This is a genomic window from Proteiniborus ethanoligenes, assembly GCF_900107485.1.
Taxonomy (GTDB): domain Bacteria; phylum Bacillota; class Clostridia; order Tissierellales; family Proteiniboraceae; genus Proteiniborus; species Proteiniborus ethanoligenes.
Genome location: NZ_FNQE01000026.1, coordinates 30,816 through 57,087, shown reverse-complemented (window position 1 = coordinate 57,087; position 26,272 = coordinate 30,816). Strand labels below are relative to the sequence as shown.

23 protein-coding genes and 1 other annotated feature are annotated in these 26,272 nt (G+C 33.5%); of the genes, 22 read left to right on the top strand and 1 reads right to left on the bottom strand.

Translation table 11 applies throughout. The features are described from left to right. The first annotated feature begins 740 nt into the window (after positions 1 to 740). The 10 genes from BLV37_RS11205 to BLV37_RS11160 all read left to right on the top strand — a co-directional run bounded on the left by BLV37_RS11205 (position 741) and on the right by BLV37_RS11160 (position 10,805). Positions 741 to 2,057, top strand: coding sequence for an aspartate kinase (locus tag BLV37_RS11205; RefSeq protein ID WP_091731429.1), 1,317 nt, complete (start codon positions 741 to 743; stop codon positions 2,055 to 2,057). 17 nt (positions 2,058 to 2,074) lie between these two features. Then, complete coding sequence (locus BLV37_RS11200; RefSeq protein ID WP_091731427.1) at positions 2,075 to 3,289, top strand: homoserine dehydrogenase; 1,215 nt, start codon at positions 2,075 to 2,077, stop codon at positions 3,287 to 3,289. Positions 3,290 to 3,300: 11 nt separating this feature from the next. Next, entirely contained in the window at positions 3,301 to 4,776 is a 1,476-nt protein-coding gene (gene thrC, locus BLV37_RS11195) for a threonine synthase (protein WP_091731424.1), read from the top strand. A gap of 3 nt (positions 4,777 to 4,779) precedes the next feature. Next, the gene (gene thrB, locus BLV37_RS11190; protein ID WP_091731421.1) at positions 4,780 to 5,661 is read left to right on the top strand and encodes a homoserine kinase; all 882 of its coding nucleotides are present in this window, start codon (positions 4,780 to 4,782) and stop codon (positions 5,659 to 5,661) included. A gap of 111 nt (positions 5,662 to 5,772) precedes the next feature. Beyond that, positions 5,773 to 6,153 (top strand): RidA family protein, encoded by a 381-nt coding sequence (locus BLV37_RS11185; RefSeq protein WP_091731418.1) that lies wholly within the window; start codon positions 5,773 to 5,775, stop codon positions 6,151 to 6,153. 25 nt (positions 6,154 to 6,178) lie between these two features. Then, positions 6,179 to 7,231, top strand: a complete 1,053-nt coding sequence (locus BLV37_RS11180; RefSeq protein ID WP_091731415.1) for an NADH:flavin oxidoreductase — start codon at positions 6,179 to 6,181, stop codon at positions 7,229 to 7,231. A gap of 250 nt (positions 7,232 to 7,481) precedes the next feature. Beyond that, a complete protein-coding gene (locus BLV37_RS11175) occupies positions 7,482 to 8,696 on the top strand; it encodes an SPFH domain-containing protein (RefSeq protein ID WP_091731413.1) in 1,215 nt (404 codons plus the stop codon). 39 nt (positions 8,697 to 8,735) lie between these two features. Then, a complete protein-coding gene (locus tag BLV37_RS11170) occupies positions 8,736 to 9,779 on the top strand; it encodes a TFIIB-type zinc ribbon-containing protein (RefSeq protein WP_091731410.1) in 1,044 nt (347 codons plus the stop codon). After that, the gene (locus tag BLV37_RS11165) at positions 9,773 to 10,603 is read left to right on the top strand and encodes a TPM domain-containing protein (protein WP_091731407.1); all 831 of its coding nucleotides are present in this window, start codon (positions 9,773 to 9,775) and stop codon (positions 10,601 to 10,603) included. Before BLV37_RS11170 ends, BLV37_RS11165 begins: the two co-directional genes overlap by 7 nt. Then, the gene (locus tag BLV37_RS11160) at positions 10,566 to 10,805 is read left to right on the top strand and encodes a glycine zipper domain-containing protein (RefSeq protein WP_208975260.1); all 240 of its coding nucleotides are present in this window, start codon (positions 10,566 to 10,568) and stop codon (positions 10,803 to 10,805) included. Before BLV37_RS11165 ends, BLV37_RS11160 begins: the two co-directional genes overlap by 38 nt. A 70-nt stretch (positions 10,806 to 10,875) precedes the next feature. Here BLV37_RS11160 and BLV37_RS11155 read toward each other — a convergent pair whose 3' ends face one another. Next, positions 10,876 to 12,441, bottom strand: coding sequence for an FAD-dependent oxidoreductase (locus tag BLV37_RS11155; RefSeq protein ID WP_091731402.1), 1,566 nt, complete (start codon positions 12,439 to 12,441; stop codon positions 10,876 to 10,878). A 391-nt stretch (positions 12,442 to 12,832) separates the two neighbouring features. Continuing rightward, positions 12,833 to 13,101: a binding site (T-box leader), on the top strand. 147 nt (positions 13,102 to 13,248) lie between these two features. Between BLV37_RS11155 and BLV37_RS11150 the strand changes: the two genes are divergently transcribed. The 12 genes from BLV37_RS11150 (at position 13,249) to rluF (ending at position 25,954) form a co-directional block, all read left to right on the top strand. Further along, complete coding sequence (locus BLV37_RS11150) at positions 13,249 to 14,412, top strand: ABC transporter substrate-binding protein (protein WP_091731399.1); 1,164 nt, start codon at positions 13,249 to 13,251, stop codon at positions 14,410 to 14,412. A 77-nt stretch (positions 14,413 to 14,489) separates the two neighbouring features. Continuing rightward, a complete protein-coding gene (locus BLV37_RS11145; protein WP_091731397.1) occupies positions 14,490 to 15,374 on the top strand; it encodes a branched-chain amino acid ABC transporter permease in 885 nt (294 codons plus the stop codon). Positions 15,375 to 15,385: 11 nt separating this feature from the next. After that, positions 15,386 to 16,327, top strand: coding sequence for a branched-chain amino acid ABC transporter permease (locus tag BLV37_RS11140; RefSeq protein WP_091731394.1), 942 nt, complete (start codon positions 15,386 to 15,388; stop codon positions 16,325 to 16,327). After that, a complete protein-coding gene (locus BLV37_RS11135) occupies positions 16,314 to 17,093 on the top strand; it encodes an ABC transporter ATP-binding protein (protein ID WP_091731391.1) in 780 nt (259 codons plus the stop codon). The genes BLV37_RS11140 and BLV37_RS11135 overlap by 14 nt, the downstream gene beginning before the upstream one ends. Next, positions 17,087 to 17,791, top strand: a complete 705-nt coding sequence (locus BLV37_RS11130; protein ID WP_091731389.1) for an ABC transporter ATP-binding protein — start codon at positions 17,087 to 17,089, stop codon at positions 17,789 to 17,791. Before BLV37_RS11135 ends, BLV37_RS11130 begins: the two co-directional genes overlap by 7 nt. 156 nt (positions 17,792 to 17,947) lie before the next feature. Continuing rightward, positions 17,948 to 18,310 carry a zinc ribbon domain-containing protein gene (locus BLV37_RS11125; RefSeq protein ID WP_091731386.1) on the top strand — a complete coding sequence of 121 codons (363 nt, stop codon included), beginning with the start codon at positions 17,948 to 17,950 and terminating at the stop codon, positions 18,308 to 18,310. Between the two features lie 15 nt (positions 18,311 to 18,325). Next, positions 18,326 to 20,107, top strand: coding sequence for a zinc ribbon domain-containing protein (locus tag BLV37_RS11120; RefSeq protein WP_091731383.1), 1,782 nt, complete (start codon positions 18,326 to 18,328; stop codon positions 20,105 to 20,107). A 435-nt stretch (positions 20,108 to 20,542) separates the two neighbouring features. Then, positions 20,543 to 21,397 (top strand): FAD binding domain-containing protein, encoded by an 855-nt coding sequence (locus BLV37_RS11115; RefSeq protein WP_091731381.1) that lies wholly within the window; start codon positions 20,543 to 20,545, stop codon positions 21,395 to 21,397. A 1-nt stretch (position 21,398) separates the two neighbouring features. Next, complete coding sequence (locus BLV37_RS11110) at positions 21,399 to 21,929, top strand: (2Fe-2S)-binding protein (protein WP_091731378.1); 531 nt, start codon at positions 21,399 to 21,401, stop codon at positions 21,927 to 21,929. Further along, positions 21,929 to 24,286 (top strand): xanthine dehydrogenase family protein molybdopterin-binding subunit, encoded by a 2,358-nt coding sequence (locus tag BLV37_RS11105; RefSeq protein ID WP_091731376.1) that lies wholly within the window; start codon positions 21,929 to 21,931, stop codon positions 24,284 to 24,286. The genes BLV37_RS11110 and BLV37_RS11105 overlap by 1 nt, the downstream gene beginning before the upstream one ends. A 167-nt stretch (positions 24,287 to 24,453) precedes the next feature. Beyond that, the gene (locus BLV37_RS11100; RefSeq protein ID WP_091731373.1) at positions 24,454 to 25,116 is read left to right on the top strand and encodes a nucleotidyltransferase family protein; all 663 of its coding nucleotides are present in this window, start codon (positions 24,454 to 24,456) and stop codon (positions 25,114 to 25,116) included. 139 nt (positions 25,117 to 25,255) lie between these two features. Further along, positions 25,256 to 25,954: a 23S rRNA pseudouridine(2604) synthase RluF gene (rluF, locus tag BLV37_RS11095; RefSeq protein WP_342026618.1), complete on the top strand. Its 699-nt coding sequence runs from the start codon at positions 25,256 to 25,258 to the stop codon at positions 25,952 to 25,954. Positions 25,955 to 26,272: the final 318 nt, after the last annotated feature.

Below are 26,272 nucleotides of genomic sequence, written 5' to 3'. Positions count from 1 at the left end.
AATAGAGTTAGAAAAAAGACTAGTTAAGAAAAAATTAAGAAGCTCAATACCAGAAAGTCTAGATAACATCCCATACATAAGTGATGGAAGAAGGAGCTGGCAAAGACAAATATTAAGAACAATGAGGGGTGCCTAAGATAGATTTAAACATCTCTTAAAATCAATAATGTGGAAGTTAAATCTATAATAACCAGAATCAACTATAAAATCATATAGTTTATTTATAGAGCCTAAATATTATCAAATAAAGTTAAGAGCTTTGAAATGAGATAATTACAGGCTACATCAAACAAGGGGAAAGTATAATTATTATTTTCCTACAAATTATTGACACGATCCAAAATATATTTAATCTTGACATAATTCGGCATAAGCTATAAAATGTTAAAAAGCAATGAATAGGACGAGTAAATCTTTTAAGGTCAAAAGAGATAGAAGTTCACCGGCTGAAAGACTTCTTTGATACAATAGATTGAAAACCACCTATGAGCTCAATCCTGAACAGAAATTATTAGGGATATGCGTATGCTGCGTTAAAGCAAAACCATGAAAATTAGGTGGATGCGAGAATACTTATACTCGTCCTTTTTGGACGAGTATTTTTTATATTCAATTATCTAAAATAGAGGAAAATAATAAAAACTGAGATAGCATTTGTGGAGCATGAACAATTTTAATTTATTAAGAAAAAATCATTTATATAACTACTATTATTTAAAAAATTATAGGGGGAGTACAAATTGGAAGTAATTGTAGCGAAATTTGGAGGTAGCTCCTTAGCAGATAGTAAACAATTTGCTAAAGTAAAAGATATTATTGAATCAAACAATAAAAGAAGGTATATAATACCTTCAGCACCTGGAAAGAGAAATGACAAAGATCATAAAATTACGGATTTATTGTACATGTGTTATCAGTTAGCTTCTCATGGATTAAATTTTGATGAAGTATATAAAATCATTGAAATTAGGTTTGAAGATATCTGCAGGGATCTTAGGCTAGATATTAATATCAATAAAATATTAAGGGATATAAAAGAAAAAATCCAGAATGGTGCTTCTAGGGATTATGCAGGGAGTAGAGGAGAATATTTAAATGCTATTATACTCTCAAAATATTTAGACTTTGAATTCATAGATGCTAAGGAATTAATTGTTTTTAATGAAAGTGATCAGTTTGATCCAGAAGCTACTCAAATAAGAGTTCAATCTAAATTAGAAGGAATTCCCAAGGCTGTTATTCCCGGCTTTTATGGTGCTAAGGAAAATGGCGAAATTATAACCTTTACTAGAGGAGGCTCCGATATAACAGGAGCTATAATAGCTAGAGGAATAAATTCCAAGCTCTATGAAAATTGGACAGATGTATCTGGTTTTCTAATGGCAGATCCTCGAATTGTTAATGCTCCTAAGCCTATTGAAATTATCACATATAAGGAGCTAAGAGAGCTTTCCTATATGGGAGCACCAGTGCTTCATGAAGAAGCTATATTTCCAGTAAAAAAAGCAGGCATACCTATTAATATAAAAAACACAAATTCCCCAAAGGAGCCAGGAACCATGATTGTAGATGATTTAACTCCTGTTAGCTCTACTGGGACCATAACTGGTATTGCAGGCAAAAAGGATTTTACTGTTATCTCTATTGAAAAGACATTAATGAGTTTAGAAAAAGATTTTTATAGGAAGCTAATAACTGTATTAGAAACAAATAATATTTTAATTGAGCATATGCCTTCAAGCATAGATTCCATTTCGCTTATAATTTCTAATACAGAGTTAAATTCTAAACTACAAAAGGTAATAGAAGAGATACGCATATACTGTAGGCCGGATTCTATAATATGCTATCCTAATATGGCTTTGATAGCAGTAGTAGGAAGAGGGATGATAAGGACTAAGGGAATATCTGCAAAGATATTCACAGCATTAGCTAACAAGGGAATAAATATTAGAATGATTACTCAAGGGTCAAGCGAATTAAATATAATAATTGGTATTGAAAATGCTGATTTTGACATGGCAATAGCTGCTATATATGAAGCTTTTGAAGATTAAAACAAGGAGGACTAAGCATGATAGGGATTGGCTTATTAGGTCTAGGGACAGTTGGAGCCGGTGTAGTTGAAATTTTAAATAAAAGACAGGAAGAATTAAAGGCCTTAACCGGAAAAGATATTGAAATAAAAAAAGTTTTAGTAAAGGATATAAATAAAAAAAGAGAAATAGATTTAGGGGAAAACATAATTACATCTGATTTTGAAGAAATAATAAATCATGAGGACATAAGTATAATTGTAGAATTAACTGGTGATTTAGAACAAAGCTATAGATATATTAAAAGAGCTTTAAATTCAGGTAGGGATGTGGTAACAGCGAATAAAGCGGTGGTTTCTAAACACTTTGAAGAGCTATCTAGCTCAGCTGCTGAAAAAAACCTAGGTTTTTTATATGAAGCTAGTGTTGGGGGAGGAATTCCTATATTAAAGCCCCTTCAGGAAGCCTTAACACTTAATAATATTACTGTGGTTCAGGGAATTTTAAATGGAACCTGTAATTATATTTTAACTAAAATGTTTTATGAAGGATTAGACTATGGTGAAGTACTTAAAACAGCACAAGAATTAGGATATGCAGAGGCAGATCCAACAGCAGATGTAGAAGGGTACGATACCTTGCGAAAGCTTAGAATTCTCGGAACCTTAGCCCTTCAAGGTGAAATTCGTGAGGAAGATATTTTGTTAGAAGGTATAAGTAAAATTACAGCCTTTGATATAGAACAGATAAAAAAGATGAAGTCCACAGTAAAGCTAATTGGTGAAGCTAAGGAGCTAGATGAGGGTTTTACGGCTGTAGTTCAGCCTACAATTATAAAAGAAGATTCTTACTTTGCCAATGTAAATATGGCATTTAACTCTGTAGTTTTTTCTGGAGATAATGTAGGAGAGTTAAAGTTTTATGGTTCAGGAGCTGGTAAGCTTCCAACAGCTAATGCAGTTTTAAGTGATGTAGTAGATATTATTATGGGCTCATATATAAAAAGAAACCCTCTAGGAGAAAGAAAACTTAAAAACTTAAATACAAGAATAAAGGGTGAATATTATTTAAGGATATCTTCACCTATAGAAGAAATCCTTAAAAATATTGAAAGTATTTCTAAGGAGCTATTGTCTACAAATGATAATATTGCACTTAGGACTAAGGAAATAGAATATATAGAGATAATTAAATTATTATCATCTTTAGGTGTGCATAGGGATAAATATTTTCTTGCTAGAATTCTTGAGTAAAGGAGAATAATATGAAATATATTAGCACTAGAGATAAAACAATTTCTATTTCATCAAGTGAAGGAATTATACAAGGGCTATCAAAGGAAGGGGGACTTTTTGTTCCAAGGAGCATACCTAAGCTAGATAATCTTATGGCTTTAAAAGAAATGGAATATAAAGGTCTAGCATATGTAATAATGAAGGAATTCTTTACTGACTTTGAAAACGATAGACTTAAAAATTGTATAGAAAAAGCATATGACAATAAATTTAGTACGGATCATATTGTACCAGTAATAAAGGCTGGAGATGCATTCTTTCTTGAACTCTTTCATGGACCAACCTTAGCCTTTAAGGATATGGCATTATCTATACTTCCTTATTTGCTAAAGGAGTCCATGAGGATAAATAATATACAAAAAGAAATAGCAATACTGACTGCTACCTCTGGAGATACAGGTAAAGCAGCATTAGAGGGCTTTGCTAATGTAAAAGGAATTAAGATAATTGTATTTTTCCCTGAATATGGTGTAAGTCAAGTGCAAAAAATGCAAATGCTTACTCAGGAAGGAAATAATACCTTTGTTGTAGGCATTAATGGGAACTTTGATGATGCTCAAGGTGGGGTAAAGGACATATTTAACAACAACCATTTTATAAATCTTCTTGGTAAAAACAACTATCTACTATCCTCTGCAAACTCAATTAATATTGGCAGATTAATACCACAAATAGTATATTATTTCCACGGCTATCTAACTCTTTTAAGGGAAAAAAGTATAAAGGAAAATGAAAAGATAAATATTGCAGTGCCTACAGGTAATTTTGGAAATATATTAGCTGCTTATTATGCAAAAGAAATGGGCTTACCAGTAAATAAGCTAATATGTGCGTCAAACGAAAACAATGTATTATCACAATTCATTGATACAGGTATATATGATAGGAGAAGAAGGCTTATTTTAACCTCATCTCCGTCTATGGATATATTACTGTCAAGTAATTTAGAAAGGCTTTTATTTCATTTAAGTGGAGGAGATAGTGTCTTAGTAAAGGATAAAATGGTTGAGCTTGCTGAACTAGGGTATTACAAGATGGATAATTTAGATTTAAGAGATTTTTATGGCTCCTATTCAACAGAAGAAGAAGTAGGCTTTGAAATAAATAAAATGTTTATGGATAATAACCATCTAATAGATCCACATACTGCAGTAGCATATAATGTATACCAAAAATATAAATCAGAAACTAATGATAATACAAAGACTATAATAGCTTCTACTGCTAGTCCCTTTAAATTTGGCGGAAAAGTTGTATCATCTATTGGCATAGATATAAATAATAAGGACGAGTTTGAAATAATAGAGAAATTAGGGAGCAAGACAAATGTTAAGATACCAAAAGCCATAGAAGATCTTAAAGACAAGGAAATAGCTCATAAGAACAATTGCGATAGAGAAGGTATGGAAGACATACTTAGAAAATTTTTAAAGGTAGGGATATAGTAAATGATAAATGTAAAAGTACCTGCCACAAGTGCAAATTTAGGACCAGGCTTTGATACATTAGGACTTGCTCTTAGTCTATATAATAGATTTTCATTTATAGAAACTTCAGAAGGGTTAGAAATAAATGGATGCAAGAACTACCATGCCAATGAAAACAATCTAGTATATACCTCAATGCTGAAAACCTTTGATATAATAGGATATAGACCTAGAGGTATAAGAATAGAAGCAGATACAGATATTCCTATTTCAAGAGGCTTGGGAAGTAGTGCTACATGTATTTTAGGAGGAGTTATTGGAGCCAATAAACTAGCCAATTCTCCTTTATCAAAAGATGAAATACTAGAAATAGCTACAGGGATAGAAGGTCATCCAGATAATATTGCCCCTGCGTTATTTGGAGGACTGGTTGCATCTGTTGTGGATAATAATAAAATATACTACAATAAAATTAATATAGCCAATGGAATTAAATTTGTAGCTCTAATTCCTGATTTCACCCTTTCTACGAGTAGTGCTAGAGAAGTGCTTCCTAAAAATATTTCTTATGAAGATGGAGTATATAATGTGGGAAGAGTAGCCTTACTCCTTTCGGCGTTTTCTAATGGAAGATTTGATTTGCTAAAGACCTCATTAGAAGATAGGCTTCATCAACCCTACAGAGGAAAATTAATTTTTGGCTTTGATGATATTATTGACAAATGCTATAATTTAGGCTGTTTAGGTGCATATATAAGTGGCGCAGGACCTACTTTAATGGCTATTGTATATAAGGTTGATGGGGATTTCAAAGTAAAAATAAAAGAATATCTTAATTCCAATAACTATAATTGGGATGTAAAGGAGCTATACTTAGATTTTAATGGAGCTATAGAATATTAACTGACATGTTTATTTTACTAGTATTTTCATGATATACTTTAGAAAAGGAATAGCCTGACTTAAAATAATTTACTCAAAATATTATAGTAAAATAATATTGGAGGTATGAAAATGGGTAGAAAAGTTTACAATGCAAATGGTATACCTGCAGTAGGGCCATACTCACATGCAGTAGAAGCAGGAGAATTAGTATATTTATCAGGACAAACGCCCAAAGGTTCAAGTTCAGAAGAAATAATGATAGGGGATATTGGTGCTCAAACTAAGCAATGCTTTGTTAACTTATTTGAGGTGCTAAAAGCAGCTAATCTTACACCAGATGATGTTATAAAAGTAAATGTATATCTAACAGATATGAACAATTTTGCTGCAATGAATGAAGTCTACCAAACTCAATTCAATAAACCTTATCCTGCAAGAACAACTATTGGAGTTTTAGCTTTACCTCTTGGGGCAGAGGTAGAAATTGAAATGATTGCGAAAAGGCCATAAAAAACAAATGAAAGGTTGATTAATAATGAATTTACTTTTTACACCACATAAAATAAAAAAAGTAGAATTAAAAAACAGGGTAGTATTACCACCGATGGTATGCTTTACATTTGCTGATGCGAATGGCTTTGTATCAGAAAAGAATATAAATCACTACGAAGCAATAGCTAAAGGTGGTGCTGGTTTAATTATAGTAGAAGCAACATGTATTAATAAAAATGGAAGACTATCCCCTGAACAGTTAGGGATTTGGTCTGATGATTACATAGAAGGCTTAAGTAAAATAGTCCAAGCCTGTCATAAGCATGGTGCAAAGGTTTTTATACAGCTTCATCATGCGGGGCTTAGAGTTTCTAAGGCAATCAATGAAGATACTATAACATCATCAGATTATGACGATGGTAAAATATCAGCTAGAGAGATGACAAAGGAAGAGATACAAACAATAAAAGAAGATTTTATTAATGGGGCTGTTAGAGCAGAAAAAGCTGGCTTTGATGGTATTGAATTTCATGGGGCTCATTCATATCTGTTTACACAATTTTTCTCTGAGAAGGTAAACAAAAGAACAGATGGATACGGTGGTAGTCTTGAAAACAGATTAAGATTTGTAAAGGAAGTTTTAGAAGGAGTCAAGCAAAAGGTTAATGAAGATTTTGTTGTTGGTATTAGGATGGGGTCTAATGAAAATGACTTAGAAACCAGTATTGAAATGGCAAAGAGATTTGAAGCTATGGGAATGGATTATTTGCATGTGTCTACAGGCTTTGATAACACAAAAATTAACGTAGAAATACCAGATAGTTTCCCTTGTAACTGGATAGTATATGGTGGAACAATAATAAAGGAGCATGTATCTATCCCAGTAATTGGAGTAAATTCAATAAAAACACCAGAGCAAGCTCAATATTTAATTCATAATAATTTATTAGATTTAGTAGCAATAGGTAGGGCTCATCTTGCAGACTATGACTTTACAAATCATGTAGAAGAAGGAGCTCCTATTATTGAATGCTTAGGATGCAGACCATGTAAATGGTTTACAAATGGAGATAATTGTCCTAGACATAGAAGTTAAAACAAATCTAAATATGTATTTTGTATGCTCCCTGTATAGAGGATGGAATTTTTTTACTGCCTCTTATGGGGAGCATATCAGCTTTAATAGAGAATATAATACATAGAGTAAAAACTGGCTTTTATAGAAGTTTTTAAAACGTTTTTAGATTTTACATATATATTATTTAAATATAGTTTTATATTTAGTACAATGGTTATAAACATAAATATAAAGTAGAATTTCAAAACATAAAATAGGGGGTTTTAGTATGGGATTAATAAAAGCACTTAGCTCAGCTATAGGAGGTTCTCTTGCAGATCAATGGCTAGAGATTATTGAACCAAATGATATGGGAGACAACACTGTATTTACATCGGGCGTAACCGTTAGAAAAGACGATAAAAGAGGGTCTAACAAAAAAGGTACGGAAAACACAGTTTCAAACGGGTCTATAATACATGTTTATCCTAATCAATTTATGATGCTAGTAGATGGTGGGAAAATAGTAGACTATACAGCAGAAGAAGGATATTACAAAGTAGATAATTCATCTTTACCATCATTATTTAATGGAAGCTTTAAAGATGCCTTGAAGGAATCCTTTCAACGCTTTAAATATGGCGGTGTCACTCCCACTGCACAGAAAGTGTATTATATTAATTTACAAGAAATAAAGGGGATAAAATTTGGCACACCTAATCCCTTAAATTATTTTGACAACTTCTATAATTCAGAGCTGTTTTTAAGGACCTATGGAACATATTCTATAAAGGTAACTGATCCAATACTATTCTTTAAGGAAGCCATACCTAAAAACGAAGAAAAGGTAGATATTCAAGATATAAACGAACAATATTTATCAGAATTCCTAGAAGCACTACAAGCTGCTATGAATCAAATGTCTGTTGATGGAATACGTATATCTCATGTTCCATCTAAGGGTAGAGAATTAAGCCAATACATGGCAAATATTTTAGATAATGATTGGAAGAGCACAAGAGGGATGGAAATTCAAGCCGTTGGTATAGCAAGTATTTCCTATGATGATGAATCTAAGGAGCTAATCAATATGAGAAATAAGGGAGCTATGCTAGGCGACCCATCTGTGCGTGAAGGATATGTACAGGGCTCTATTGCCAGAGGATTAGAATCTGCAGGCTCAAATCCAGGAGGAAGCGCCACTGCATTTATGGGTATGGGAATTGGAATGCAAAATGCAGGAGGCTTTATGGGTGCAGCATCTCAATCTAATCAAAATCAAATGGCCCAGCAGCAAAGCTCACAAACAGGAGCTAGCAGTACAACACAAGACAACTTAAAAGGAGAACATTGGTTTTGTACTAATTGTGGTGCAAAAAATTCAGGAAAGTTCTGCGGAGAATGCGGTACAAAAAGAGCTACCCCTTTACAATGCTCTAACTGCGGATACAAGCCAACAGGAGATGCTCCAAAGTTTTGTCCAGAATGTGGTACTAAGTTTTAGTCGGCTTTAACAATTAGGTAACTAGAAAAGGGGTGGGTCATGGCTACAAAAAGCTATAAATGTCCAGGCTGTGGTGCAGGAATACATTTTAAACCTGCAATACAAAAATTCAAATGCGACTTTTGCCTAAGTGAATATACTGAAGAAGAAATAAAGGACTTATATAAAGAAGAAGTAATAAGTAATCAAGAACAAGAGCACATGGACTCCCAGCACTTGTCTTCTTATGAATGTAACAGCTGTGGAGCAAAGGTAGTTACTGATGATACTACCTCAGCTACTTTTTGTTACTATTGCCATAATCCTGTTATTATATCAGATAGACTAAAGGGAGAATTTAAACCTAATAAGCTGATACCATTTACTATTGATAAAAAGAAGGCTAAGGAAAAGTTTTTAGAATGGGCTATGAAAAAAAGCTTTGTTCCTAGAGACTTCCGCAGTGAATCTCAACTAGAAAAAATCACAGGAATTTATTTACCCTATTGGTGGGCTGACTGCAAGGTAGATATAGACTATATTGGAGAAGGGCGAAATATTAGGATATGGCGCATCAAAGATAAAGAATATACAGAAACAAAAAAATATCAAATAGTTAGGAAAGGCCAGATAGATATTAATAATGTGGGAGAAGTAGCTTTTGCTAAAATAGAAAAAAGCTTATTAAATGGTATTTCTCCATATAATGAAAATGAAGCTAAGGAATTTTCTATGCCTTATCTTTCAGGCTTTTTTGCAGAGCAATATGATATAAGCAAGGAAGAAGTAGAGCCTAAGATTGAAGCACAGGTCAACGGATATTCAAGGAGCTTGTTGAATGAAACAATAAGTGGATTTAATTCAACATACGATATAAAAAGTCATATAAAAACAATTGATAAGAAGTGGAGCTATACGCTTCTGCCTACTTGGATATTAACTTATCTCTATAAAGGGAAAACCTATGTATATGCTGTAAATGGTCAAACTGGAAAATCTTTTGGAGAACTACCACTAAATAAAAGGAAACTGTTCAATGTATCCCTAGGAATTTTTGCAGCAACCTTTATCACTCTTTTAATAGGAGGGATAATTATATGGTAGGTACAGCTAAGAGGACGTTAATCAGTCTATTATGTATTGTGTTGTTCGTAACTGCACTTAACCCAATTATAGCCTTAGGATTAAAGCCATCAGTATATGATGAGGGAATGCTATTTACAGAAGAAGAAATTAAGGACCTAGAAGATAAAGCTAATAGTTTATCTAATAAATACAATATGGATATAGTTATCCTAACTACAAATGATGCTAAAGGAAAATCATCAAGAGAATATGCAGATGACTTCTTTGACTATGGAGGATTTGGAGTAGGAGAAAACTATGATGGGATATTGTTTTTAATAGATATGGATAATAGAGAAGTCTATATATCCACATCTGGAACAGGCATAAGTTATCTAACAGATGAAAGAAGAGAAAGAGTATTAGATAAGGTTTTCAATAGTGGTTTAGGTGATGGCAATTATTATGGTGCTACTATTGGATTTTTAGAAGAGACACAGTCGTTTCTTGAAAATGGAATACCATCAGGACAATATAACTATCCTGAGCCTGCTCCACGACCTAAAAACAGACTTACTTCTACGGACGTGATACTTAGCTTATTAGGAGGCTTAGTCTTTAGTAGTATTTTCTACTTTATAACTAGCTCAAGGTACAAAACACCAAAATCCGGCAATTCCTTTAGATTTAGAAATAATAGTATAGTTAATTTAGCACAAAAGGAAGATAAGCTAGTAGACACCTTCGTAACCTTTAGGACAATACCAAAGCCTACCAACACATCTGGTTCTTCTGGTGGGAGAAGCACTACTCATAGATCATCTAGTGGAAGAACACATGGTGGTGGTGGTAGAAAATTCTAATGATTATTTAAAGGAGGATGATATAGTGCTTGGCATTGGAATAGCTTTAGGAGTAACTTATGGAATTCTTTTCGATAATTTAGCATTAGGCATATCCTTTGGAGTTCTATTTGGAATAATTGCAGAAGGAATTAGAAGGAAAAGTCCAAACAAAAAGTCTAATGATAAAACCAATGATGGCCCAGATGATGATCAAAGCTAATTTCAAATCCTATGCAAGATTTAATTGCATAGGATTTTTAAATGTGAGTAAAACTAATGCTTTTAATATCTTAAAAATCATCTTTAAACAATTTTTCAACTGTATTCACATCATTAGTCATCTCTAAAGGACTTACAGCAGGACCTTCGAGAATTTTTCCTTCACAAGAAAACCGTGAGCCATGACAAGGACAGTCCCAGGACCTTTCGGCAGAGTTCCAGTTCAATTCACATCCCATGTGAGTACAAGTAGTATTTACTATGTGAAGCCTATTTTGTTCATCCTTATAAACGCCAGCCCTATCTCCTTTTACTTCAAATACCTTTCCTTCTCCAACTTCAACCTTTACATCCTGTGATAAGGGGGATAGTTTTCCCTTTAATAGATGCTTTGCCACATCTGCATTTTCTACTAAAAAGCTCTTTGCAGAAGCAGCAATAGTATTTCGTGATGGGTTATATACATCACTCCATGGACTTTCTCTCTTTACTATGAGATCTCTTAAGAGTAAGGAGGATGCAGTGCTATTTGTCATACCCCATTTTTGAAAGCCAGTAGCCACATATAGATTAGGCGTATTTGGGGTATAGTTTCCTACATAGGGTATGCCGTCTAAAGTCATACAATCCTGGGTAGACCATCTATAAGGAATATTTTCCACAGTAAATATATCCTCTGCAAAATCTATTAAAGCTTTATAGTGCTTATTCATATCTTCACCTTGACCAGTTTTGTGGTTCTCTCCAACTACAAGAATTAGCTCACCCTCTGGTGTACTTTGGTGTCTCAATGAGCGTGCTGGCTCTTCGGCATTTATATACATTCCTCCCGGATACTTTTCCTTTGCTCTAATTCCTATAATGTAGGATCTTTGGGTATAAATCCTTGCAAAATATAATCCATGCTTGTTATAAAAAGGATAGTGGGATGCAATAATTACTTTTTCTGCAGTTACTTTTTTTCCTTGAGAATCTGTAATAATGTAATTATCATTTTCTTCAATATCTACAGCTCTAGTCTCTTCGTATATTTTAACACCTTTGTCATGAACAACCTTTGCAAGAGAAATCAGATATTTAAGAGGGTGAAACTGGGCTTGATTTTGGAACTTAATTCCTCCCTTAATAGGTATAGGAAAAGGAATATCTTCTATATAAGAGGCTTCGATTCCCAAGGATGATGCTGCCTTCACTTCATTTTGAATTTTTTGTATATATTCATTACTTTCTGTATATATAAATGCATCTTGGAAAGTATAATCGCAATCTATATTGTTTTCTTCTGAAATTTTTTTAATTTCATGAATAGCTGATTCGTTAGCAGAAGCATATTGCTTCGCTAGTTCTGTTCCCATTTGACTTAGAATTTTATAATAAATAAGGCTATGCTGTGAGGTTATTTTTGCTGTTGTATGACCGGAAGTGCCATGACCTATACGATGAGCTTCAAGAACAGCAATGCTAAGGCCTTCCTTTTGCAATTGATATGCACACTGAATACCAGTTAGACCACCTCCAATTATAGCTATATCTACTTTTAAATCCTTGTCTAGGGTAGGATAATTTGTACTAGGTGAAGATTCAATCCAAAAAGAACTAGGAGATTTTTTAAAATTTAGCAAATTATCTGTATTCATATTGTTCCTCCAAATTTATACTTTTCTATAATTTATTCTCTACAAATGATACATAAAATATTCAAAGCATAGGGTAGATTCAAAAATTCAACGGAAAGAATACTGAAAATTGCAATAAACCTAAAATTGAATTGCATAACACTATAGGGAAAAGGTTTGCAAAATCAAAAAAAGCATATACAATTGATTGAGAAACACTGAGGCCATGCCACATCCTATTTATTTACATTAAATATTTGTTATTCCTAATATTTTCAAAAGTATATTATTTGAAATAAATTATTAAGAATATTGCAAAAATTATGTTGACAACATTATTTTATCGTGTTATATTATTGATTAATTATTAAAAAACTTCTAAGAGCATCTTAGAACATTTATAAATTAATATTTAAAAACTATGATGAAGAGCAAACTATCAAGAAAATCAATTACAGAGAGCTGGGCGAGCTGAGAACCAGTATTGATTAGGTAGGGAGCCATCACTTCGGAGTTATATGGCTGAATCTTTAGTAGGCTATACCGGTAAGCCCCGTTAAAAGGCTAGGGTTTTTGTAGGAGCTTAAGTTTAAAAATTCAACTTAAATCTATAGAACCTAGGGAGTTAATTATCGTGAGATAATTATAAAGTAGAGTGGTACCGCAATAAGAGCCTCTATATGTATTTGCTATACATGTAGAGGCTTTATTTTATATCTTTTCACAAAAGGGGGAGTTTTTTATGGATCAAAATGAAGATGGTATTATTAGGAGAAATGATATTGTAGTACTTAAATTTAAAAATAACTATAGTAGAGGTGTTTAAGAATGAATAAAAAATTATTGGTATTATTATCATCAGTTCTTGTGTTAAGTCTTTTTGTAGGATGTTCTTCGGGGACAGGAAGTAATTCAGATAAGATAAAGGTTGGTTTAAATTATGAGTTATCAGGTGGAGTTGCAACTTATGGGCAAGGTCTTGTAGAAGGTATTGAGCTAGGATTTGAAGAGATAAACAAAAACGGTGGGGTGCTTGGAAAGCAAATAGAGCCAGTTAAGGTAGATAATAAGTCAGAGGATACAGAAGCTGCTAACGTGTCAACAAGATTAGCAACCAGAGATAAGGTCGTTGCACTACTAGGACCTGCTACTTCTGGGAACACAAAGGCTGCATCGCCAGCAGCTATGCAAAATAAAATTCCTCTAATATCTGCTTCTGCTACTGCTGATGATATAACCATTGATAGCAATGGCAATGTAAGAGATTATATTTTTAAAACTTGCTTTAGCGATTCCTTTCAAGGTGTAATGATGGCAGAGTTTGCATACAATGATTTAGGCTTTAAAAATGCTGTAATATTAGGAGACTCGACAAGTGATTATGCTAAGGGGCTTTCTAAGAGCTTTAAAGAAACCTATACTGCATTAGGCGGGAAGGTTTTAAATGAAGAAGCATACCAAGCTAAAGATACTGACTTTAAAGCTGTTCTAACAAATATTAAAGGTTCAAACCCAGAAGTGTTATTTGTACCTGGATATTATGAAGAAGTAGGGCTTATTGTAAGACAAGCAAGAGAATTAGGATTAAATGTACCTATACTAGGTGCTGATGGATATGAATCACCAAAATTTGCTGAAATAGCAGGTAAGGAAGCCCTTGATAATGTTTATTATTCAAGCCATTATTCCTCAATGGATGATTCTCCAGAAGTAGTGAATTTTAGAGAAGGCTTTAAAGCTAAATATGGTAAAGAGCCAGATGCTTTCAATGCATTGGGATACGATTTAGCATACTTTTTGGCAGACTCTCTAGAAAGAGCTGGAGAAGCTAATTCTGAAAAGCTTAAAGAAGCTCTTGAAGCTACAAAAGATTTTAAAGGGGTTACAGGAGCATTCTCAATAGATGAAAATCATAACCCTGTAAAATCAGTTACAATAATCGAAATGAAAAATGGGGAACCTACTTTCTTAAAGAAATTAGATCCAAAATAAATAAAAAATCATAGGTAGTAGGGCTGATTTTCAGATCAGCCTCTGCACCTACATTAGATGGAAAGGGAGTGACGATTATGGAACAATTATTTCAACAGTTGATAAATGGAATATCACTTGGAGGGATATATGCACTAATAGCTTTAGGCTATACTATGGTATATGGAATAATAAACTTAATAAATTTTGCACATGGTGATATTTATATGGTTGGAGCATATGTTGGGTTTGCGTTAACGACCTTTTTGCATCTAGGATTTTTCCCTTCCTTACTTATATCTATGATAGTATGCAGTATACTTGGAATGATTATAGAGAAGGTTGCATACAAGCCTATACGAAATTCAACCAGAATAGCAGCACTTATAACAGCAATAAGTGTATCTTTATTTTTACAATATACTATGATGTATTTTGTAAGTCCACAAACTAGAACATTTCCTGAAGTTTTAGCAAGCAAAAGGCTAACCTTCTTTAATGGAAATGTTATTTTAGATGTTAAGAATATATATATTATTGTAATAACTGTTGTGTTGATGGTGGGCTTACAATATATTGTCCGTCATACTAAAATAGGTAAAGCTATGAGAGCAGTTTCCTTAGATAAAGAAGCCGCAGAGCTTATGGGGATAAATGTAAATAAAATCATATCCTATACCTTTGCGATAGGGTCAGCACTTGCAGGAGCGGCAGGAGTTCTTGTAGGGGTATATTATAATACTATTAACCCGCTTATGGGTGTAACTCCTGGGCTAAAGGCCTTTGTTGCAGCAGTATTAGGAGGAATAGGCATGATTCCTGGCGCGGTATTTGGTGGTTTCTTCCTTGGTATGACAGAAACTATGGTTAGCGCTTATGGCGGATCTGTTTTCAAAGATGCTGTTGCATTTGCAGTATTGATAATAGTTCTTTTAGTTAGACCAAATGGACTTTTAGGCAAGGCTACAAAAGAAAAGGTATAGGAGGGTAGAAGATGAAGAGGATTAGTAAGGGTAAGATTTTAACTTTTTTTGGTATCATTATGTTTTATATTGTTATTCAGCTACTTATTAATGTAGGAATTATTGACTCATATATACAATTAAATATTGTGCTTATAGGGATTAATATTATATTAGCTGTAGGATTAAATCTTATTACTGGATTTACAGGACAGTTCTCTCTAGGACATGCAGCGTTTATGTCTATAGGAGCATATACTTCAGCGATTTTGACTGCTAAACTAGGCCAGCCCTTTATAGTAGCAATATTTGCTTCAGGAATAACGGCAGCATTAGCTGGTGTGTTCATTGGTATTCCAACACTTAGACTGAAAGGTGATTATCTTGCCATAGCTACCTTAGGATTTGGTGAGATAATAAGAATTGTGGCATTAAATATAGATTATATTGGTGGAGCCATAGGCTTTAACGATATTCCTCAATATACTAACTGGAGCTGGGTATTTGCTATGACAGTAGTAACGGTAGTACTGATTAGACGTTTCATTAATTCCTACCATGGAAGAGCTTGTATTGCCATTAGAGAAGATGAAATAGCTGCTGAGGCCATGGGAATAAATACAACATACTATAAGATATTAGCATTTGCTATAGGAGCATTTTTTGCTGGAACTGCGGGAGCGCTTTATGCAAATTACTTTTATTTTATAAAACCTGATTCTTTTGGATTTATGAAGTCCATAGATATACTTGTTATAGTAGTCTTTGGAGGAATGGGTAGCATTGTAGGCTCCATAATAGGCGCTATAGCTCTATCTATAATTTCATTATTTCTTCAAAGCATACCTGAGCTTAGAATGGTAATTTATGCACTTATTCTGTTTGGAATAATGGTTTATAGACCGACTGGACTCATGGGCAATCAAAAGCTAAAAATATTTAGAAAGGGGGGCAAAAACAATGTCAGTGCTTAAGGTAAGTAATTTATCAAAAACCTTTGGGGGAATTAGAGCAGTTACAGATGTGAACTTGAGTATAGAAAAAGGAGAAATCATTGGCTTGATTGGCCCTAATGGAGCGGGGAAAACTACTTTTTTTAACTTGTTAACTGGAATTTATAATCCTACTTCTGGAGAAGTGGTTTATGACTTAAATAGAATAATTTCAACGAGAGATTTAAAACCATATAAAATCACCCATTATGGGATTGCAAGAACATTTCAAAATATAAGATTATTTCAAAACATGTCAGTGTTAGACAATGTGCTTATGGGATTTCACAATGGCTTAAAATATGGCATAGCATCAGCGCTGTTTAAGCTACCTTCCTATTATAAAACTGAAAAAAACACTTTTGAGGAGGCTTGTGTACTTCTTGATAAGTTTAATTTATTAGATAAAAAAGATGAGATTTCAAAAAATCTCTCCTATGGAGATCAAAGAAGACTTGAAATTGCAAGAGCTTTAGCTGCTAAACCAAAGCTTCTTCTTTTAGATGAACCTGCTGCAGGTATGAACCCTAAAGAAACAAAGGAGCTCAAAGAACTTATAACATGGATAAGAGAAGCCTTCGAATTAACTGTTATTGTTATTGAGCATGATATGTCTTTGGTTATGGAAATATGTGAAAGGATATTTGTGTTTGATTATGGAATATTAATTGCTAATGGTACACCAGAGGAAATTCAAAGAGATGAAAGGGTAATTAAGGCTTATCTAGGTGGTGAGGAACAATGCTAGAGCTTAAAGAAGTAAATGTATTTTATGGGGTAATACATGCGTTAAAGAACTTGAACATTAAAATAGAAGAAGGAGAAGTAGTAACTCTTATAGGTGCTAATGGGGCTGGTAAAAGCACTACTCTAAAAGCTATCTCCGGTATTCAAAAGCTTAAAAGTGGTGAAATAACACTAAATGGAGAGAGTATTAACAATGTAGGTGCACCTGATATCGTAAAGCTTGGCATATCACATGTACCAGAAGGAAGAAGAATATTCTCTAGAATGAGTGTAATGGAGAATCTTGAAATGGGAGCATTTACAAGAACCGATAAATCTGAAGTCAAAAAAGACTTTGAGAAGATTTTCTCCTTATTTCCTAGACTCTTGGAAAGAAAAGAACAAATGGCAGGAACTTTATCTGGAGGAGAACAACAAATGCTTGCCATAGGCAGAGGACTTATGTCTAGGCCTAAGCTTCTATTATTGGATGAACCCTCTATGGGTCTTGCGCCAATTATTGTAAAGGAGATATTTTCCATAATTAAGGAAATAAATAAAGCTGGAACAACAGTGTTGCTTGTAGAGCAAAATGCATATATGGCACTTAATGCTGCAGATAGAGCGTATATTATTAGAAATGGCGAAATCGAAATGCAGGGCGATGCAAAAACAATGCTACAGGATGAAAAAGTGAAGAAAGCTTATCTTGAAGGATAAAATAAACCTATGGTTAGCCATAGGTTTATTTTATCCTTCAAGTCTGGATTGCTAATAGATATAAGTAATAAATATTTAAAAGAAGGATTTCATGCAAGTATGTCGAAAATCTAGTATTATTGGCAAAAATAAGTATTTATTAAGGGGGAGTAATTTATGGAAGACAAAAAACTAAGGGAAGAATTAACCACCAAGTTTATTGAGCTAGGACAGTTAGCTCATCAATTAGCCAGAAATAATAGTATTCAGGATCAACAAGTAATAAAAATTTCAGATGAAATATGCCTTATTGACAAGAGAATACATGAAGCCAGCGGCAAATATGTACCTTCTAAAGAAGAGATGAGATGCCCAAGTTGCATGACATCATATGAAGATGGAGCAGTATTTTGTGGCAATTGTGGACAAAACATTAAAGAATTTTATGAATCCACTATTGAAAATTGTAAAACATGCAACTCTATAGTTAAGAAAGACTCAAATTATTGTGGTGTATGTGGTAGCAGACTAAATATTTAATAGGTGGTGAAATTAATGTACTGCAAATATTGTGGACAACATAATGCCAATGATCAGACTTATTGTCAAAACTGTGGCAGAATAATTAAATTAAATACAGCATCTTTAGAGAAAACCAGCATTAATGAAACTAAAGCTGCTTTCTGTAGGAAATGTGGTACGGCAGTATTAGATAGATATTGTATAGAGTGTGGCACCCTAGGTTATAACTTAATGTTAACTCATGAAACTAAATCAAAAGCAGTAGATATGTCTGATGCAATAGATGGACTAAAATCAAAACTACAAGACTCTCCTATTGCTGATATAAAAAGCGTAGATGATGTAAAAAACCTTGTCACATCTGTGCCAATATTTAAATCGTCATTAATATCCTCGTTGAAAATCTTAGGCATAGGACTATTAATTTCGCTAGTACTATTTTTTGCATTCACAAGAATAGAACCAGTACAAGAAATAATATATGAAATTGAAGATGCTGCTAATTATGGTTACCCAGAAGTCTCGAAGCTTAAGCCTAATTTTATTGATATGTTTAATCTTTCTTTACAATCTCCTATAAATATATCAGCAAATATTAAGGGGAATGATTATGGCGAAAAAATATCAATAGGGGCAAACATGATACTTTCTTTTAAACTGCTAATATTACTGTTGATTCCTATAATAGCAGTTGTTGTAGGTCAGTTAAAATTATTTAAAGATAAAAAAACTTCTAAAGAGAGTTTGCTGGAATATGGGCTGACTTCATTGATATTTAGCATATTTGTTAAGATAATTGCTGTAGTTAGTCAAAAATCTATAAAAATTAATGACCCTTACGATTATATGAATTTAAAATTAAGATTAGGATTTCATGATTTATGGAGTATTATTAGTGTATTTCTAATTATATTTGCATTGCATGTAATTATAAGTATGATAATAAAAAAAGACAATCCATTTGAAGCATTAAATATAAAACAATATCCAGACTTAGGCAATAGAATAAAAACTTACATTACATCTATGGGAATATTTACAGCTATTGTCTCAGCTGCAATGATATTGCTGACCATTATTTTCGCATTTAAAGAAGGGGCAGAAGTCAAGGATGTACTAATAATTATGCTGCTAGTATTACCATATGCATTTATTCATACATGGCTGTTTTCATTTGGCAATAACATGTCGGTTACATTTAAGGGTGTAAAAGGCATAGAGCCTGTAACTATGAATTTCTGGAAGACGTTTAAGGGTGTAAAGGAATTAAAGTATTACAGTGATAGTGCTATATGGGGCTATGTGTTTTTAATAATAGTATTTATCGGTTTAATATATGTTATATATAGAGTGGTAAAAGATATTGAAAAGGAAGATTATTTTAAAAAGCTTGGCTTTATTGCTGGAGCAATATCCATAATTAATATTATTTTATCCTATTTAGCTAGTTTTGGAGTAAGAATCAGCGGAAAGGGAGACGGAAGATATGGTATAGGAGATATGCTATATGAATTAGACCTTGATTTTTTAAGATATATTTCAAACTCAGGAGCGTTCAAGCAATCTTACACAATATTTAGTATAATAATCGTCACATTTATATGGGTATTTGCAATAGGGGCAATTATATATTTCTTTAGAGAAAATCATATATATTATAAAGTAAAGTCTTTCATAGAAGTACATATTACAAAATTAATGCTTGGGTATACAGCACTAATATTAGTATCATTTTACTTATTACAAACAAAGCTTTTTGAAGATATAATTGAAGTATTGATATATAGCATATTTCCGCTAGCTAGATTTTTATAGCCATAAAAGCATAACTGAAAAATATATTTAATTAGTTTGTAGTATCTCTAAGGGGATATTGTTATTAATAAATAAAAACAAGTGAGGTGCAGGGTTTTCCCTGGACCTCACTTGTTTTACTCTTATAATAGGCCTTTGTAACAAGTTCACATAAGATAAGCTTGCTATAAGGTAACTATTAACAAAAATAATTATTTTACTAGAAATAAGAGGATAAACATGGGTTCCAAGGTTGACATTTTCATCTAAATTGCTATAAAATTTAATTAACATAAGGAAGACATAGAAACTGAAAAATACTAAAATTAGCAAGAGCTATAGCAGGAAATCTAGAATATTTTTTTATAAAGCTTTAACAGAAACACAATTTTTTTTCAAACTCATCCTTGTAAATGGCATTAAATATTATATTTAAATTGTAGAAGGAGGTTAGTTATGTTAAGTAAATTTGATTATTTTAAACCGCAAAACCTTGAAGAAGCAATAGCGTACTTAAAGGAAAACCCAGGTACTAGAATTCTCGCTGGAGGCACCGACCTAATGATATTATTACGTAGAAACATAGAGATAGTTGATCATATTTTAGACATTAAATCCATCTCTGAAACAAAACGTATGGAATATACACCAGGTGAAGGCCTGTTTATTGGTGCTTCAATCACTGTAAATCAAGTAGCTGAATCAGAAATAATCCGTGAAAAATACGAGGCATTAGCACAAGCCGCTGATTCTCTAGCGTCTTATCAGTTAAGAAACCGTGCTACATTAGTAGGAAATATTTGTAATGCTTCTCCAGGTGCAGACTTATCAGGACCGCTTCTAATATTCAATTCAAAGGTTCATATCGCAGGCCCTAATGGAAATCGTACAGTAGAAATTGATAAATTTTTCACTGGGGTAAAAAGGACAGTTCTACAGCCAGATGAAATTGTTGTTGGTGTATCTATCCCAGATGTTGAAGAAGGAGATAAGAGTATATATCTTAAACAAGCTCGTATCAAGGGGCATGATTTAGGTATTGCAGGGGTGGCTATACGAATAACAGCAAGTAAAGAAGTATTTATTGGAATGTCTGCAGTAGCTCCAACACCTATAAGACTTACTAAGCTTGAAGAAATGATAGCTTCTAAGGAATTAACACCAGAGCTTGCTAATTGGGTAGAAGAAGAGCTGCGTAATCATATTCGTCCAATTTCAGACGTTCGTTCTTCTGCAGAGTATCGTCTACATGTATCTGGCGTACTTGCTAAGAAAGGCTTGACTCAGCTTTTAGAAAAGGGGGTTAATTAATATGTGTGAAAAACATAAAGGTAATTGCTTTGAGTATGTAGATTCAGGAATGCCGCCTGTAGCTGTAAACTGTATTGTAAATGGAGAAGAAGTTCATGAAATGGTTGATCCTACCATGACTTTATTGAATTTTCTGAATACTAAGCTAAAGCTTTTTGGTACAAAAGAAGGCTGTGGCGAAGGTGAATGTGGAGCATGTACTATAATAATGAATGGTAAGCCAGTTAACTCTTGCCTAGTATTAGCGGTTGAAGCTGAAGGAGCTAACATAATTACTGTAGAAGGTTTAGCTGGAGATAATGAAATATCTATTCTTCAACAAGAATTCATTGAGCATGACGCATTACAATGTGGATTTTGTACACCTGGTATGCTGATGTCAGCACGTGCTTTGCTTGATAGACAGTCTGAGCCAAGTGAAGAAGAAATCAGAGAAGCCCTTGCAGGCAACTTCTGCCGTTGTACAGGATACATTCCAATCATTAATGCTGTTAAATCAGCAGCTAAAAGGGAAAGGGAGGAGTTGAAATAATGAGTGAAAAACAATATAAACATATTGGTAAGTCCTACTCAAGAAAAGAAGCACAAGAAAAAGTAACGGGACAAGCAATTTATGTTCATGATATGGAGATTCCAGGGATGCTTCATGCAAAATGCTTACATTCTCCTTATGCTCATGCAGAAATCGTTTCTATTGATACGTCTGCTGCAGAGGCTCTCCCTGGGGTTAAGGCTGTTGTTACAGGAAAAGATGCCCCTTATAAAGTGGGCTTATATATGGTAGATAAAAACTTAATTGCAAGAGACAGAGTAAGATATCAAGGCGAAATTGTTGCAGCTGTTGCAGCTGTTGATGAGGCTACTGCTGAACGTGCTGTTTCTTTAATTAAGGTTGAATATAAAGAGTTACCAGCTGTACACACTATAGACGAATCCTTAGAAGGAAAGATTTTAGTTCATGAGGATCTTCACACATATGAACATATGGAAGGAGTTTTCTTCCCACAACCAAATACTAATATTGCAAGCTGGAACAGAACCTTAAAGGGCGATGTTAAAAAAGGATTTGAAGAAGCAGACTATATAATAGAGAATGAACTATCTGTGCCTGCAGTGGCGCACGTTCCAATGGAAACTCATGTTACTATAGCACAAGCAGATCCTTATTCAAATAAGGTTAAAATTTGGTCTTCAGCTCAATCACCTTTTGCTGTACGTCAATTACTAGCTAAATCATTAGGGATAGCTAAGAGTGATGTTCATGTTATTGTACCATATATCGGTGGTGGCTTTGGAGGAAAAGCGGGTATTCACCTTGAACCATTCGTTACTATTCTATCAAGAGCAGCTAAAGGACGTCCAGTTAAGCTAAAGGCTACTAGGGAAGAAGAATTTAATCTATTACCTACTCGTGCAGGCATGAGAACTAGGGTAAAAACTGGTGTTAAAAAGGATGGTACTATTACAGCCATGGAAGTTTACCATGACTGGGATAGCGGTGCATATGCAGATTATGGTGTAAACGTTGGTAAAACAGCAGTTTATTCTGGAGCAGGTCCATATGTAGTGCCTAACATAGAGCTACATTCTCGTACACTATATACTAACAAGGTTTTTAGTACTGCATATCGTGGATTTGGTCACTTAGAGACACATTGGGCAATAGAAAGACATATGGACATGATAGCACAAAAGCTAGAAATGGATCCATATGAGTTCAGGATGAAAAACTTACTTCGTCCAGGGACACATACTATAAGTGGAGAATTAATTTATGAATCTACTGGTAGTCCAGAGGATTGCTTAAATGCAGTTGTGAAAGAAATTGGCTGGACAGGACGAAAAACAGAAGAAGAACGTCAAAAAGAAATAAAAACTGGGAAAATTCGTGGCAAAGGCTTTGCTATGCTACAAAAAGCTCCAGCTATGCCTAGCTATACATCTACTGCAGCTATTATGCAAATGAATGAAGACGGACATGTAAAGGTTATGATCGGTGCTGTAGACATGGGGCAAGGTGCTAATACTATAATGGCTCAGGTTGCTGCTGAAGAACTAGGTATACCAGTTGAGAATGTTGAAGTTGTATGGGATGTAGATACAAACAAACATCCGTATGATTGGAACACAGTTGCTTCAAAATATACTTTCATGGGTGGTAATGCAGTTAAAAAGGCTGCAAGAAACATGGTACAACAAATGAAGGAAGTTGCAGCACAGGTACTAAGATGTCATCCGGATGAGTTAACACACGGTGATGGATATATTTATCATGTGCACCATACTGCAAGACGTATTCCATATACAAAGCTATCAATGGGTTATATGTATGAGAATGGTAATGGTATTGGTGGACCACTTATTTCCCATGGAGTTTATATGGCAAGTGGTTTAACAAACCCACATCCAGAAACAGGTCAAGGTAGACCAGGTCTAGTATGGACTTTCGGTGCACATGCAGTAGAGGTAGAAGTAGATGTTGAAACTGGAGAAGTTCATGTTTTAAGAGTTGTATCAGCATTTGATATTGGTCAAGTAATTAACAAAAAATTAGTTGATGGGCAAGTAATGGGTGGAATTCTACAAGGAATAGGCTCTGCTTTAGTTGAAGGATATAAGTTCAGCCCTGAAGGAAGACTATTAAATCCTTCATTTACAGATAATAAGATTCCTACAGCTAAGGATATTCCTGATGAAATTGTTCCGATATATATAGAAAATCCACAAACAGACGGACCTTATGGTGCTCGTGGTATCGGAGAGCATCCAATGATTTCTATACCATCTGCAATAGGAAATGCTCTATATGATGCATTAGGAATCAACTTTGATAGATTACCATTATCTCCGGAAAATGTTGCGCTTAAAATAGCAAACAGCAAGAAATAAGAGGTTAGTTATTTAAAATAAATTAAGGGTGCTGCTTTCTTTAAAATCTTAGATTGTTGGACTATAAAGATTTGCAGCACCTTTATAATTAAAGCTTTTATTTTTCAAGAATTAATTTAATTGCTATTACTATTTAGTAAATAGGAAATGGGGCGGTGGTTATAATAATGGATAGGGTAGAAGGGAGTAGAGAATCTATAAAAAGAGATTTAGCTGCTATTATAGTGGCTGCAGGCTATTCATCAAGAATGGAGGCTTTTAAGCCCTTGCTTCCCTTAGGTGAATCCACTGTTATAGAAAGTTCTATAAGTAGTTTTTTGGAAGCTGGAATTGAAAATACTATTGTAGTCGTTGGCTTCAAGGCTAATATGCTAAAGCCTATATTAGAACAAATGGATATTAAATGGGTGTATAATAAAAACTATAATGAGGGAATGTTTTCATCTATTGTTGCTGGAGTTAAATCCCTTCCTTCACATGTAAAGGGTTTTTTCTTATTGCCAGCAGATATTCCCATTGTAAGGCACCAAACAATAGATATACTTTCTCAAAACTATGACAAACATGATATTATATACCCTGTTTATAAAAATAGGCGAGGTCATCCTCCGTTAATATCTTCGAAATTATTTCCAGAGATTCTAAGGTTTGATGGGCAAGGTGGTTTAAAGGCATTATTAAAAAAACATAATGATAGTGCTCTTCATATTGAAGTTGATGATGAAGGAATACTATTAGATATGGATACATATGAGGATTATTTAATGATTTGCAAAAAATTAAAGGCCATATCAGAAAAACAACAAAAATTGCAAATGAAAGCTACCTAATTGTAGCTTTTTTTATTTTCAGAAGGAACAGGAGAGCTTTATTTTTATTTTTCATATAATATTAAATTGAATTTTATTATAAAATAGGGTAAATCTAATTTATAGTGAAAATAATAAGTGAAGGTAGGAAAGGAAACTCATGATGCGAATTAATAAATATATAAGCGATACAGGCATATGCTCCAGACGAGAAGCAGATAAAATGATTGTGGAGAAGCGAGTCACTATAAACAATAATTATGCTGAGTTAGGCAGTATAGTAGAACCAGGAGATATAGTTCTTGTAGATGGCAAGCCAATAGGTGAAAAAAAACAAGGGGTTTATATAGCTTTTAATAAACCAGTAGGCATTACATGTACTACTGAGAGGCATATTAAAGGAAATATAATAGATTTTATTAACTATCCAGAAAGAATATTCCCAATAGGAAGGCTAGATAAAGATTCACAAGGATTAATACTGCTAACAAATGATGGAGATATAGTTAATAAAATTTTAAGAGCAGAAAACAACAATGAAAAAGAATATATAGTTACTGTTGATAAGCCTATTACTCCTGAATTTGTAAAAGGAATGTCTAGTGGCGTAAAGATACTAGGCACAGTAACTAAGCAATGTAAAGTAACCCCATTAGATGATAGGGTGTTTAATATAATTCTCACACAGGGATTAAATCGTCAAATAAGACGAATGTGTCAAGCGTTTGGCTATAGAGTAGTTAAATTACAAAGAATAAGGATAATGAATATTAAGCTTGGGAAACTGAAGATAGGAACCTGGCGGAATCTAACTGATGATGAACTTAAAGGAGTAATGAAAAACTTTACAAAATCTTAAGGATATTCAATAAGCTAAATCAGAAATGGAATAATAATTTTATGCACTCAGCTTTATAAGAAATAATTCTTTATAGGCTGAGTGCCTTTTATTTTAGTTTTCACCCGATTATGCAGGACACAAAACAAAATATTGCAAAAAACAAAATATGCAAAATCATAAAGTGTTTAAACAAAACGGAGATGACCCTTACAAAGTAACTAATGGAACAAATTAACAAGCAAGTGCATTACTAAGACTAGAGTGATAATTGAAACAGGAAAACGATAACATGCAAAATTCAGAAAATTTTTTATTGACAGTAAAAAAGTCGAGCTA